The 12,079-nt window shown below is 64.5% G+C and carries 11 protein-coding genes; 9 read left to right on the plus strand and 2 right to left on the minus strand.

Annotated features, from left to right (window positions below):
• Window positions 1-12: 12 nt before the first annotated feature.
• The 3 genes from RIN56_09300 to RIN56_09310 are packed head-to-tail and all read left to right on the plus strand — an operon-like array spanning window position 13 to window position 1,577.
• Window positions 13-951 (plus strand): helix-turn-helix domain-containing GNAT family N-acetyltransferase, encoded by a 939-nt coding sequence (locus RIN56_09300; GenBank protein MDR7867006.1) that lies wholly within the window; start codon window positions 13-15, stop codon window positions 949-951.
• A gap of 25 nt (window positions 952-976) precedes the next feature.
• Entirely contained in the window at window positions 977-1,270 is a 294-nt protein-coding gene (locus RIN56_09305; protein ID MDR7867007.1) for a NifU family protein, read from the plus strand.
• Complete coding sequence (locus tag RIN56_09310) at window positions 1,263-1,577, plus strand: hypothetical protein (protein ID MDR7867008.1); 315 nt, start codon at window positions 1,263-1,265, stop codon at window positions 1,575-1,577. Before RIN56_09305 ends, RIN56_09310 begins: the two co-directional genes overlap by 8 nt.
• A 42-nt stretch (window positions 1,578-1,619) precedes the next feature.
• On the opposite strand, the gene RIN56_09315 is transcribed toward RIN56_09310, so the two are convergent.
• Complete coding sequence (locus tag RIN56_09315; GenBank protein ID MDR7867009.1) at window positions 1,620-2,861, minus strand: (Fe-S)-binding protein; 1,242 nt, start codon at window positions 2,859-2,861, stop codon at window positions 1,620-1,622.
• Window positions 2,858-4,249 (minus strand): FAD-linked oxidase C-terminal domain-containing protein, encoded by a 1,392-nt coding sequence (locus RIN56_09320; GenBank protein ID MDR7867010.1) that lies wholly within the window; start codon window positions 4,247-4,249, stop codon window positions 2,858-2,860. The genes RIN56_09315 and RIN56_09320 overlap by 4 nt, the downstream gene beginning before the upstream one ends.
• Before the next feature lie 222 nt (window positions 4,250-4,471).
• Here RIN56_09320 and RIN56_09325 point away from each other — a divergent pair, with 222 nt between their 5' ends.
• The 6 genes from RIN56_09325 (at window position 4,472) to glpK (ending at window position 12,029) form a co-directional block, all read left to right on the plus strand.
• Window positions 4,472-5,566: a hydrogenase small subunit gene (locus tag RIN56_09325; protein MDR7867011.1), complete on the plus strand. Its 1,095-nt coding sequence runs from the start codon at window positions 4,472-4,474 to the stop codon at window positions 5,564-5,566.
• Window positions 5,567-5,584: 18 nt separating this feature from the next.
• Entirely contained in the window at window positions 5,585-7,471 is a 1,887-nt protein-coding gene (locus RIN56_09330; GenBank protein ID MDR7867012.1) for a nickel-dependent hydrogenase large subunit, read from the plus strand.
• Window positions 7,472-7,492: 21 nt separating this feature from the next.
• Entirely contained in the window at window positions 7,493-8,191 is a 699-nt protein-coding gene (gene cybH / locus RIN56_09335) for a Ni/Fe-hydrogenase, b-type cytochrome subunit (GenBank protein ID MDR7867013.1), read from the plus strand.
• On the plus strand, window positions 8,178-9,428 hold the full coding sequence (locus RIN56_09340) for an NAD(P)/FAD-dependent oxidoreductase (GenBank protein MDR7867014.1): 1,251 nt from the start codon (window positions 8,178-8,180) through the stop codon (window positions 9,426-9,428). The genes cybH and RIN56_09340 overlap by 14 nt, the downstream gene beginning before the upstream one ends.
• A 313-nt stretch (window positions 9,429-9,741) precedes the next feature.
• Window positions 9,742-10,467 carry an MIP/aquaporin family protein gene (locus tag RIN56_09345; protein MDR7867015.1) on the plus strand — a complete coding sequence of 242 codons (726 nt, stop codon included), beginning with the start codon at window positions 9,742-9,744 and terminating at the stop codon, window positions 10,465-10,467.
• Window positions 10,468-10,532: 65 nt separating this feature from the next.
• Window positions 10,533-12,029, plus strand: coding sequence for a glycerol kinase GlpK (gene glpK / locus RIN56_09350; protein MDR7867016.1), 1,497 nt, complete (start codon window positions 10,533-10,535; stop codon window positions 12,027-12,029).
• Window positions 12,030-12,079: the final 50 nt, after the last annotated feature.

Here is a 12,079-nt window from a genome sequence, read left to right on the forward strand (position 1 = left end):
AGGGGTTGACCTATGCAGGACGCCACCCTGCAGCGGGCCGCCAAAATCAGGGAATTCAACCGTTTTTACACCAACATCATCGGCCTCGTCAACAAAACCATCCTCGACAGCCCCTATTCGCTGGCCGAGGCGCGTGTGCTGCTTGAGCTGCTCATGGCCGGCCAATACACCGCCACCGACCTTACCCGGCTGCTGGAAATCGACCCAGGCTACCTTAGCCGCATTCTCCGGCGTTTCAGGCGCGAGAAACTGCTGGCCACCGCCAAGGCCCCGGCCGACGGGCGCGTCCAGCTGCTGTCCCTGACCGACAAAGGCAAGAGCGTCATGACGGCAATCTCCGACGCCTCCACCCGCGAAATCGTCGACCTTCTCGCCGGCCTCAGCGTCGACGAACAGCAGCAGCTCGTCGCCCACATGTCCGGCATCCGGGCCATCCTGTCCCGCCAGCCCCAGCCGCAGGCCGAAATCGTCATCCGTCCTTACCGGGCGGGCGACGCCGGCTACATATCCCATCGCCACGGCATCCTCTACGAGCAGGAATACGGCCTCGACAAAGTCTTCGAAAGCTATGTCATCGCCGGCATGGCCAAATTTTTCGCCGGCGGCGCCGACGGCGAGATTTGGGTCGCCGAAGCCGCCGGCCAAGTCGTCGGTTGCATCGCCATCGTCGCCGCCGGCCCGGCCACCGGCCAGCTCCGCTGGTTCCTCATCGAGCCCGCCTTCCGCGGCAGCGGCCTCGGCCGCCGCCTCATGAACGTCGCCATCGGCTACTGCCGGCAACGCGGCTTTAACCACGTCTTCCTCTGGACCTTCCGCGGACTCGACGCCGCCTGCCACCTTTACGAGAGCTTCGGCTTCCGCCTTACCGAGGAAACCGAGAACACCACCTGGCGCGACAAACTCACCGAGCAGCGCTGGGACCTCACCCTGAGCGAAGACGCGGAGCAATAACCAGCCCGAAATCGAGGAGGCGCCCATGGATAAACTCAACGAAATCATCGCCGCAAAAGTTCGCCCGGCGCTCCGCGCCCACGGCGGCGACATCGAACTTGTCGAACTTACCGCCGACGGCATCCTCAAGGTCAGGCTGACCGGCGCCTGCGCCACCTGCCCCGGCGCTCAGCAGACCCTCACCGACGTCGTCGCCGCCGCCCTCCGGGAGGCCGCGCCCGAAGTCCGCGAAATCGTCCCCGTCTTCCAGGCCGACGAAGACCTTATCCGCCAGGCGCTCGCCATCCTCCGCAAAGGGCGGGAGAGCAAGGATGGCTGATCCGGCCCGCCGCGTCAGCATCATATTCTGCGGCGGCTGCAACCCCGGCATCGACCGCGGCCGCCTGGCCGGCGAACTCGCCCGCCGGCTGGCCGCCGAACGCTGTGAAATCAGCTACAACCGCCGCGACGCCGACCTTCTCATCTTCCTCAGCGGCTGCACCGCCGACTGCGCCCGCGCCGACGCTCCGGCCGGCATCCCCGGCATCGCCGTCGCCGCCGCCGCCGTCGACGCCGTGGCGGTATCGGAGGCGGAGATAACGGATGTAGTTTTTACAAAAGTGAAACGGTACCTGGATTTAAAGTAGGAAAAAGGCCCGCAACCATTATGGTTGCGGGCCTTTCTGTCATCAGTACGTTCTTGCCAGCAGCTCTATCGGGTGAACAACCGGCACCTTCATATTATGGCGCTCAAGCCCGTGCTCCAGCTGCATCTTGCACGCCGGGCAGCCGGCGGCCACCATATCGGGGTTAACCGCCTTGATGTTGTTCATCTTCCGGTCGAGGACCTTCATCGACAGTTCATAGTTGGTCATCGCGAACGAGCCGGCGCCGCCGCAGCAGCGGTCGGCCTCGGCCATCTCCTTCAGCGTCAGCCCCGGAATGGCCTTGAGGATTGCCCGCGGTTGGCTGTTGACCTTCTGGCCGCGGTTGAGATGGCAGGAATCGTGGTAAGTCACCACCGCCTCCACCGGCTTGTCGCCGGGCTTCACGCCCAGCTTGTCGACGAGGAATTCGCTGATGTCCATCACCTTCGCGGTAAAGCCGGCGGCTTCCGGGACCAGCTCCTCGTAATTCCGCAGCATATCGCCGCACGTCCCGCAGTCGGTCAGGATATAGTCCGCGCCCGTCGCCGCCAGCAGCCTGGCATTGTTCTTCGCCAGCTCGGCAGCGGTTTCCACGTCGCCGTACGCCAGCTGCGGCGTCCCGCAGCACTGCACTTCCGGCGGAATATATACATCGCAGCCGTGGCGTTCCAGCACGTCGACCACCGCTTTGCCCAGCCCCGTGTTGACCATGTTGGTCATGCAGCTCAGGAAGTAAGCCACCTTGATTTTGCCGCCCCGCTTGAGCTTCATATTTTCAAGCTCGGCCCGGAAGGTGCGGGGCGCAAACTTCGGCATTACCGCTTCCATATTGGCAAGATCGGCGGACACCGCCTTGATCAGGCCGCAGCCGCGCATCGCCTGCTGCAACCCGAGGTTTTGGTACAGGTAAGATGCCTTGGCGGCCACGCCCTGCAGGTTATTGTTGGGCAGAAACTGCTTGAGGGCGGCGCCGAGGAGGAAGGGAAGCCCGTCCTCGTCCTTGATCTGCGCCCGCGCCGCCAGCACCAGCTTGTCGGTATGCACCTGCGACGGGCAGTTGGCCACGCACGCCTTGCAGTTCAGGCACAGCGACATGATCTTTTTCATCCGCGGCGTCACCTTGAGGTTGCCGCCCGCCAGCTCGCGGGCTAGGCGAACCTTGGCGCGGGCCACGGCCGGCTCGCTTCCCAGTACATTATAAATCGGGCATACCACCTGGCAGAGACCGCAGCGCAGACACTTTTCGGACTCTTCCCGCATCTCTTTCAGCGTTTTCATGGTCATTCACCCTTCTCCGGGAGGGCCATCTTGCCCGGGTTGAGGATGTTGTTCGGATCGACAGCCTTCTTGATGCTGCGCATAAACGCCAGGCCCTCTTCGCCGAACTGCCACGGCATATATTTCTGCTTGATCAGGCCGATGCCGTGCTCGCCCGAAAGCGTGCCGCCCAAAGCCAGCGCGGCCTCGAACATCTCGTCGATCGCGGCGTCGACCCGTTTCATCTCTTCGGCGTTGCGCTCGTCGGTCAGGATGTTGGGGTGCATGTTGCCGTCGCCGGTATGACCGAGAATGGGGATGACCAGGTCGTACTTCTTGGCGATCTCCTGGATGCGCTTGACGATATCGGGCACCTTGCTGCGCGGCACCGTGGCGTCCTCGACGAACACCGTGCGCGAGTTTGCGCACAGCGCCCCGAACGCCGACCGGCGGCCGGCCCATAGCTGGGCGGCCTCCGCCGCGTCCTTCGCCACCTTCACCTCGCGCGAGCGGCACGCGGTGCAGATGTCGGCCACCTTGGCGATCTGCGTGTTGACATCGTGTTCGCTGCCGTCCACCTCGATGAGGATGGCGCCTTCGACATCCATCGGAAAACCGACCGGCTTGAAGGACTCGATCAGCTCCATGATTTTATGATCCATCAGCTCCAGGGTAGTGGGGATGATACGGTTTTTGATAATGCTCGAAACCGCCTCGGCGGCGTCGTCGAGCGTATTGAACAGCGCGAACAGCGTCCGTTTCGCCTCAGGCGCCGGCACCAGCCGCAGCGTGATCTCGGTTATGACGCCCAGCGTCCCTTCCGAGCCGGTGAACAGGCGCATAAGATCGTAACCGCTCACATTCTTGATCGTCTTGCCGCCGACCCGCATAATGCCGCCGGTCGGGGTGACGACCTCCAGGCCGAGCACATAGTCCTTGGTCACGCCGTATTTCACACCGCGCGGTCCGCCAGCGTTTTCAGCCACATTGCCGCCCATCGTCGACATGAACATGCTCTGCGGATCGGGCGGGTACATAAGCCCTTCCTTCTCCACCGCCTGGTGAAAAGTGGCGGTAATGACGCCAGGCTGGACGGTCGCCGTTAGGTTATCGCTGTCGATTTCAAGGATCTTGTTCATGCGGTGCATGGCGAGGACAATACCGCCCGCGACCGGGATGGTGCCGCCCGAGAGACAGGTGCCGCCGCCGCGGGGGATGACCGGGATGCGCTCGGCGTTGGCCAGCTTGATGATTTCGCTGATCTCGGCCGTCGTCAGCGGTGCGACCACGACGTCGGGCAGCGCCGAAAGGTGGGTGGAATCGTAAGAATAACAGGTGAGGTCTTCCGGTTCGGTGAAGACGTTCTCATTGCCGGCGATGCGCCGGAGTTGGTCGGCCACGTTAGATGGGATCATGCCAATTCCTCCTGTAAGTGGTTATTTATGGACAATGCCACGGACAAAATACGTTTCACTACCAATTATACTACAATTGGCAAACAATAACTGTTGTTTTAATTCGACGCTGTGTAGATTTACACCTGCCGGGAAAACTATCGTCACGGGGGTCGCCCCCGCACGGCAACTTCAGGCCGCTGCGGCGACCGCGGCGAAAATCCCAGGAAAGGCGGTCACATCATGCACATCGGCGAAACACTATGGGCGCTGCTCAAGCGGCGGTCCGTCAGCCGCCGCGACTTCCTCAAAACCTGCGCCGCCCTTACCGGCGCGTTCGGCCTGCCGCCGGCGGCGCTGCCCGCCGTCGTCGCGGCGGCCGAAACCAAGCCTCTGCCGCCGGTCATCTGGCTGCACGGCCACGAATGCACCGGCTGCGACGAGGCCTTCATCCGCTCCCAGAAGCCGCTGGCGTCCGACATCGTCCTCAACCTCATCTCCCTCGAAGACATGGAGGTTCTCGGCGCCGCCGCCGGCGAAGCGCTCGAGCGCCACCACCACGAAATAATCGCCCAATACCCCGGCAAATACCTGCTGCTCTTCGAAGGCGCCGTGCCCGTCGCCGACGGCGGCGTCAGCTGCATGGTGGGCGGCAAGCCCATTGCCGCCAAACTCAGGGCCGCCGCCCAGAGCGCCGCCGCCGTCGTCGCCATCGGCAGCTGCGCCGCCTGGGGCGGCATCCAGGCCGCCCGCCCCAACCCCACCGGCTCGGTGGCTGTCAGCGAAATCATCGGCAGCGCGCCGCTCATCAACATCCCCGGCTGCCCGCCCATCCCCGAGGTGCTCACCGGCGCCATCATGCACTACGTGCTGTTCGGTGTCCCGCCTCTCGACAGCAAACGGCGGCCGCTGCAGTTCTTCGGCAACCGCATCCACGACACCTGTTACCGCCGGGCCTTCTTCGACTCCGGCATGTTTGTCGAGAACTTCGACGACAAAGGCGCCAAGGCCGGCTGGTGCCTGTACAAAGTCGGCTGCCGCGGGCCGGTCGCCTACAACCAGTGCGGCTCGATGCGGTGGTGGAACGGCCTGTCCTACCCCATCCAGTCCGGCGCCCCCTGTGTCGCCTGCGCGGCCGACAACTTCTGGGACACCGACCCCTTCTACCAGCGCCTGCCCAACATCAACCTGCCCAACACCGTCGCCACCGCCGACACCATCGGCCTGGTCGCCGCCGGCGCCACCCTGGCCGGCGTCGCCGCCCACGGCCTGCTGTCGGTCGCCCAGCACCGGCGGCATAAGGAAAAGGATCGCCGCGAAGGCAAAGACGATGAATAGGGAGGAGGGGAGGAAACAATGAAACGAATTGTCGTCGACCCGATGAACCGTATCGAGGGGCACCTGCGCATCGAAGCCGTCGTCGACGAGGCCGGCGGCCGGGTCACCGAGGCGCTCTCCAGCGGCACCGCCTGGCGCGGCCTCGAGCTCGTCCTCCAAAACCGCGACCCCCGCGACGCCTGGCTCTACGCCCAGCGCTTCTGCGGCGTATGCACCACCGTCCACGCCCTCGCCTCAGTACGGGCCGTTGAGGACGCCCTCGGCATCGCCATCCCCCGCAACGCCAACTACATCCGCAACATCATCGCCGCCACCCAAACCGTGCAGGACCACATCATCCACTTCTACCACCTTCACGCCCTCGACTGGGTCAGCCCGGTGGCAGCCCTCAAGGCCGACCCCGCGGCCACCGGCGTCCTTCAGAACGCCATCCTCGAAAAATACCGCCTGCCGCTTGCCGGCCCCGTCGAGCTCGACACCGCCGCCTTCCCCCACAACCCGCCGCGGGCCACCGTCGCCTACTTCCGCGACATCCAGGCCAAGGTGCGGCGCATCGTCGAAAGCGGCCAGCTCGGCCTGTTCGCCGCCCACTGGTGGGACCACCCCGACTACGCCCTGCTGCCGCCCGAGGTCCACCTCCTCGCTGTTTCCCACTACCTCAACATGCTTGACCGGCAGCGCGAACTCGTCGACGCCCACCTCATCTTCGGCGGCAAAAACCCCCATCCCCACTACCTCGTCGGCGGCATGCCCTGCGCCATCTCCATGAGCGACATGAACGCCCCCGTCAACAGCCAGCGGCTGGCCGTCGCCGACACCTCCATCAACTTCGGCATCGAGGCCGTCAACTACTACTACCTGCCCGACCTCCTCGCCATCGGCCACATCTACGCCCAGAAAGGCATGACCGACGGCGGCGGCATCGCCGGCAAGGTCGTCCTCGGCTGCGGCGAATACCCCGATGAAACCTACGGTGGCATCGCCAACAACGACTATTACAAAAACCTGCTCTTAAGATCCAACGGCGTCGTCGAAAACTTCGCCCAGGGCGTGGCGGTGGCCAAATACCACGACCTCGCCGGCGCCGATCTCGCCGACCCGGCCATTGTCGCCGAAGGCGTCACCCACGCCTGGTATTCCTACCCCCAGCCGGGCGACCTCCACCCCTGGAGCGGCGTCACCAAACCCCAGTTCACCGGGCCCAAGGAAGGAACGAGGACCGACTGGAAATTCCTCGACGAAACCGGCAAATACTCGTGGGTCAAGACGCCCAAATGGCGCGGCCGCCTCGCCGAAGTCGGCCCCCTGGCCCGCTACATCATCGTCTATACCAAAGTAAAGCAGGGGCTGCTGCAGCCCACCTGGGTGGAAAAGATGATCGTCGACCAGATCGACGCCGTGTCCGCCGTGCTCGGCCTGCCGCCCCACGTCTGGATGCCCACCATGCTCGGCCGCACCGCCTGCCGGGGGCTTGAAGCCCAGGTCAGCGCCTATATCGGCAAATACTTCATGGACAAGCTCGTCAAAAACATCCGGAACGGCGACACCGCCGTCGCCAACACCGCCAAATTCGACCCCGCCGCCTGGCCGAAAGAAGCCCAAGGCGTCGGCATCCACGAAGCGCCGCGGGGTGCCCTCGGCCACTGGGTGACGATCAAAAACGCCCGCATCGCCAACTACCAGGCCGTCGTCCCCTCCACCTGGAACGCCTGCCCGCGCGACGACGCCGCCGGGCACGGCCCCTACGAAGCCGCCCTGCTCGCCACCAGGGTCAAGGTGGCCGACAAGCCGCTGGAAATACTCAAAGTCATCCACTCCTTCGACCCCTGCCTGGCCTGCGCCACCCATCTCTATAACGCCGACGGGGAGGAGGTGGCCGTAGTCCGCACCGACCAGTACGCCTGAGACCGGCGCGGACCGGAAGCCATGCACGATGGAAAACTGCGCGAATACTACGTCTTCAGCGGCGCCACCCGCCTCTTCCACTGGGTGACGGTGGTTGCCGTCGGCGTCCTCTTCTTCACCGGCCTCTACATCGGCGACCCCTTCTTCATCGGCGCCCAGGGCATCGAGCCCACTGCCGCCGTCAAGAGGGTCTTCTCCATGGAAATGATGCGCCTCTACCACTTCGTCGCCGGCTACCTGCTGCTGGCGTCCTGCATCCTGCGCGTCTACGGCTGGCTCATCAGCAAAGGCGACCGCCTGCTGCCGCGCTTTTGGACCAGGGGCTACTGGGAAGGGCTTGCCGACACCACCCTCCACTACATGTTCCTCCGCCCCCAGCACCGGCCGTACCTGCGCAACTCGCTGGCCCGCACCAGCTACCTCGCCGTCTACGTCATGCTGCTCATCCAGCTCCTCACCGGCTTCGCCCTCTACGTCATGGTCAACCCGGCCTCGCTGGCGGCGAAAATCCTCGGCCCCCTCAACCACCTCCTGTACGGCGAATACTTCGTCCATCTTATCCACCACTATGTCTCCTGGTTCATCGTCCTGTTCGCCATCGTCCACATCTACATGGCCACCCGCGCCGACTGGATGGAGAAGGGCGGCGAAGTCTCCGGCATCATCTCCGGGGTCAAATTCTACCGCGAACAGCCGGAGGACCTCGATGACCTCAAATAGCGCCGACCCCGTCGTCCTCATCGTCGGCGGCGGCTTCGCCGGCCTGCAGGCCGCCAAGGACCTGAGCGGCAAACCGCTCAGCGTCGTCCTCCTCGACCGCAACAACTACCACCTCTTCCAGCCTCTCCTCTACCAGGTCGCCACCGCCGGCCTCGGCCCCGAGGACATCAGCTACCCCCTCCGCGCCATCCTCCGCGGCCACGACAACATCGTCTTCCGCATGGCCGACGTCTGCGGCGTCGACCTCGCCGGCCGCCGCGTCCTCACCGACGGCGGCGCGATATGCTACGACTACCTGCTGCTGGCTGTCGGCGCCGAGACCAGTTTCTTCGGCCTCGACTCGGTCGCCGCCAACGCCGTCGGCCTCAAAAACCTCACCGACGCCCTCACCCTCCGCAACCACATCCTCCACATGTTCGAGCTCGCCTCCCAGGAAGAAAACCCCGCCATAAGGCGCGAGCTTCTGACCTTCGTCGTCGCCGGCGGCGGGGCCACAGGCGTCGAAAGCGCCGGCGGGCTGGCCGAGCTCGTCCACCTCGTCCTCAGCAAAGACTATCCCGAGCTCGACTTCGCCGAAGTGACGCTCATCCTCCTCGAAGGCGGCGACCGCCTGCTGCTCGCCCTGCCTGCGCCCCTGGCGGCCTTCGCCGCCCGCGAACTCAGGAAAAAGCGGGTCGAAACCCGGTTCCACGCCCGGGTGGCCGGCTTCGACGGCCGTACGATAACCCTCGCCGACGGCGCCGCCATCCCCGCCCGCACCCTCGTCTGGGCGGCCGGGGTCAAGGCCGCCGCCCTCATAGCCACCCTCGGCGTTCCCACCGACCGCCTCGGGCGGGCCATCGTCGCCGAAACCCTCCAGCTTTCCGACCACCCCGAGGTCTTCGTCGCCGGCGACGCCGCCTGCCGCGAGCAGGACGGCCAACCACTGCCGATGATCGCCCCTGTCGCCGTCCAGCAGGCCTCCCTCGCCGCCGCCAACATCGCCGCCCTCGCGGCCGGCAGGCAGCCGGCCGCTCTCGACTACCGCGACCCAGGCACCCTCGCGACCATTGGGCGCAGCTCGGCCGTGGCCACCGTCGGCCGCTGGCGCTTCGCCGGCTTCACCGCCTGGCTGCTGTGGCTGGCCATCCACCTCATCCGCCTGGTCGGCTTCCGCAACCGCTTCATCGTCACGATCAACTGGGCGTGGGACTATTTCTTTTATGAAAGAGCAATAAGACTTATTTTGCGAATTTAGACATTCTTTCGCTCCATAGAAAGTCCGCCTACCATCATTCTGCCTGCCGGAAAATCCCTCTGCGACGCATTCTTTCCCCCGTTAAAGTGAAAATAATAATTTACCTGTCCGCGCATAATTCGCCGCCGGGCGAATAAGTTGTACTAACCGCACAGCGTGGACGAGAGATGGAGAGAGTCCGAAAACCCCCTGCACGTCAGGGTTATTCGGGCTTTTTAATTTTCCCGCAAAAGGACAAGGAGGGAGGGGGCGACAGGGGAGAGGAGAGGGGAAAGAGTAACACCGCGGAGAAATAACAAGGAGGAGAAAATGCATGACAAACCTGTTGGGTGAATTCCTCGGCACCATGGTCCTGATTGTATTTGGTTCCGGTGTTGTCGCCAACGTACTGCTGAAAAAATCCAAGGCCGAGGGCGCGGGCTGGCTGACGATAACCCTCGGCTGGGCCGTTGGCGTCGTCATGGGCGTCTTCACCGCCATCGCCACCGGCGCCCCCCAGGCCGACCTCAACCCGGCCGTCACCCTCGCCAAAACGATGCTGGGCGTCTACAGCGCCTCCCACGCCGTCGTCACCATGCTCGCCGAACTCGCCGGCGGTTTCGTGGGCGGCATCATCGTCTGGCTGGCCTTCCTGCCCCACTGGGAAGTCAGCGACGACAAAGGCGCCAAGCTGGGCATCTTCTGCACCGGCCCGGCCATCCGCAACTATCCAGCCAACTTGCTGTGCGAGATCATCGGCACACTGGCCCTCATAATCCCCATCTTCGCCATCTTTTCCAAAGGCGTCGGCGGCATCGCCCCCGGCTTCGGCCCCTTCCTGGTCGGCTTCCTCGTCTGGGGCATCGGCGTCAGCCTCGGCGGGCCGACCGGCTACGCCATCAACCCCGCCCGCGACCTCGGCCCGCGTCTTGCCCACTTCGTCCTGCCCATCGCCGGCAAGGGCGGCTCGGACTGGGAATACTCCTGGGTGCCTGTCGTCGGCCCGCTCATCGGCGGCGGCCTCGCCTACTTCATCGGCAAAGCGGTCGGCCTGATCTAGCGGACAAAAATCGCCAAATGTTGACCGGAAGCCTGTCAATGGCATACAATGGGAGGTAGAGCAGAATGAGTAAAAAATACGTGCTGGCTCTCGACCAGGGCACGACCAGCTCGCGGGCCATCATCTTCGACGACGCGTCCGACATCGTCGCCGTCGCCCAGAAGGAATTCACCCAGATATTCCCCAAACCGGGCTGGGTCGAGCATGACGCCGACGAAATCTGGGGCACCCAGATCGGCGTGGCCGCCGAAGCCGTCGCCAAAGCGGGCATCAGCCCCGGCGACATCGCCGCCATCGGCATAACCAACCAGCGGGAAACGACGGTCGTGTGGGACAAAACGACCGGCAAGCCCGTTTACAACGCCATCGTGTGGCAATCCCGCCAAACGATGGAAATCTGCGACGCCCTCAAGGCCAAAGGCCTGGCGGACACCTTCCGCCACAAAACCGGCCTCGTCATCGACGCCTACTTCTCCGGCACCAAGGTCAAATGGATCCTCGACAACGTGCCCGGCGCCAGGGAGAAGGCCGAAAACGGCGACCTGCTCTTCGGCACCATCGACACCTGGCTCATCTGGAAACTGACCGCCGGCAACGTCCACGTCACCGACTACTCCAACGCCTCGCGGACCCTCATGTACAACATCCGCGACCTCAAATGGGATGAAGAAATCCTTGCCGAGCTCACCGTCCCGGCCGCCATGCTGCCGGCCGTGCGCCCCTCCAGCGAGGTCTACGGCTTCACCGACGCCGGCGTCTTCTTCGGCGCCGCCGTGCCGATCGCCGGCGCCGCCGGCGACCAGCAGGCCGCCCTCTTCGGCCAGACCTGCTTCCAGCCCGGCATGGCCAAAAACACCTACGGCACCGGCTGCTTCATGCTCATGAACACCGGCGAGAAGGTCATCGAGTCCAAGAACGGCCTGCTGACCACCATCGCCTGGGGCCTGGACGGCAAAGTCGAATACGCCCTCGAAGGCAGCATCTTCATCGCCGGCGCGGCCGTCCAGTGGCTGCGCGACAGCCTCAAGCTCATCGAGACCGCCGCCGACTCCGAATACTACGCCAGAAAAGTCAAGGACGCCGAAGGCGTTTACGTCGTACCCGGCTTTGTCGGCCTCGGCGCCCCCTACTGGGACATGAAGGCCCGCGGCGCCATCCTCGGCCTCACCCGCGGCAGCACCAAAGCCCACGTCATCCGCGCCACCCTCGACGCCATGGCCTACCAGACCAAAGACGTCCTCAGCGCTATGGAGGCCGACTCCGACATCAGCCTGCAGGCGCTCAAGGTAGACGGCGGCGCCGTCGGCAACAACGTCCTCATGCAGTTCCAGGCCGACATCCTCGGCGTGCCTGTCGACCGTCCCCAGGTCACCGAAACCACCGCCCTCGGCGCCGCCTACCTGGCCGGTCTCGCCACCGGCGTGTGGAACGGCCGCGACAGCCTCGTCAGCAACTGGAAGCTCGACACCCGCTTCGCGCCCCAGATGGACGGCGAGCGGAGCGCCAAACTCTACAAAGGCTGGCGCAAAGCGGTCACACGGGCTCTCGACTGGGAAGAATAACAGCATAAACAGGGGCTGGAGTATAAGAGAAGTCCCTTTGCGCCGCGAGG

Source organism: Sporomusaceae bacterium, from assembly GCA_031460455.1.
Taxonomy (GTDB): domain Bacteria; phylum Bacillota; class Negativicutes; order Sporomusales; family UBA7701; genus Anaeroselena.

What these genes read in the sequence shown, in the direction of transcription:
- RIN56_09300 (MDR7867006.1), top strand. Translation starts at nt 13, where the DNA reads ATGCAGGACGCCACCCTGCAGCGGGCCGCCAAAATCAGGGAATTCAAC.
- RIN56_09305 (MDR7867007.1), top strand. Translation starts at nt 977, where the DNA reads ATGGATAAACTCAACGAAATCATCGCCGCAAAAGTTCGCCCGGCGCTC.
- RIN56_09310 (MDR7867008.1), top strand. Translation starts at nt 1,263, where the DNA reads ATGGCTGATCCGGCCCGCCGCGTCAGCATCATATTCTGCGGCGGCTGC.
- RIN56_09315 (MDR7867009.1), bottom strand. Translation starts at nt 2,861, where the DNA reads ATGACCATGAAAACGCTGAAAGAGATGCGGGAAGAGTCCGAAAAGTGT.
- RIN56_09320 (MDR7867010.1), bottom strand. Translation starts at nt 4,249, where the DNA reads ATGATCCCATCTAACGTGGCCGACCAACTCCGGCGCATCGCCGGCAAT.
- RIN56_09325 (MDR7867011.1), top strand. Translation starts at nt 4,472, where the DNA reads ATGCACATCGGCGAAACACTATGGGCGCTGCTCAAGCGGCGGTCCGTC.
- RIN56_09330 (MDR7867012.1), top strand. Translation starts at nt 5,585, where the DNA reads ATGAAACGAATTGTCGTCGACCCGATGAACCGTATCGAGGGGCACCTG.
- cybH (MDR7867013.1), top strand. Translation starts at nt 7,493, where the DNA reads ATGCACGATGGAAAACTGCGCGAATACTACGTCTTCAGCGGCGCCACC.
- RIN56_09340 (MDR7867014.1), top strand. Translation starts at nt 8,178, where the DNA reads ATGACCTCAAATAGCGCCGACCCCGTCGTCCTCATCGTCGGCGGCGGC.
- RIN56_09345 (MDR7867015.1), top strand. Translation starts at nt 9,742, where the DNA reads ATGACAAACCTGTTGGGTGAATTCCTCGGCACCATGGTCCTGATTGTA.
- glpK (MDR7867016.1), top strand. Translation starts at nt 10,533, where the DNA reads ATGAGTAAAAAATACGTGCTGGCTCTCGACCAGGGCACGACCAGCTCG.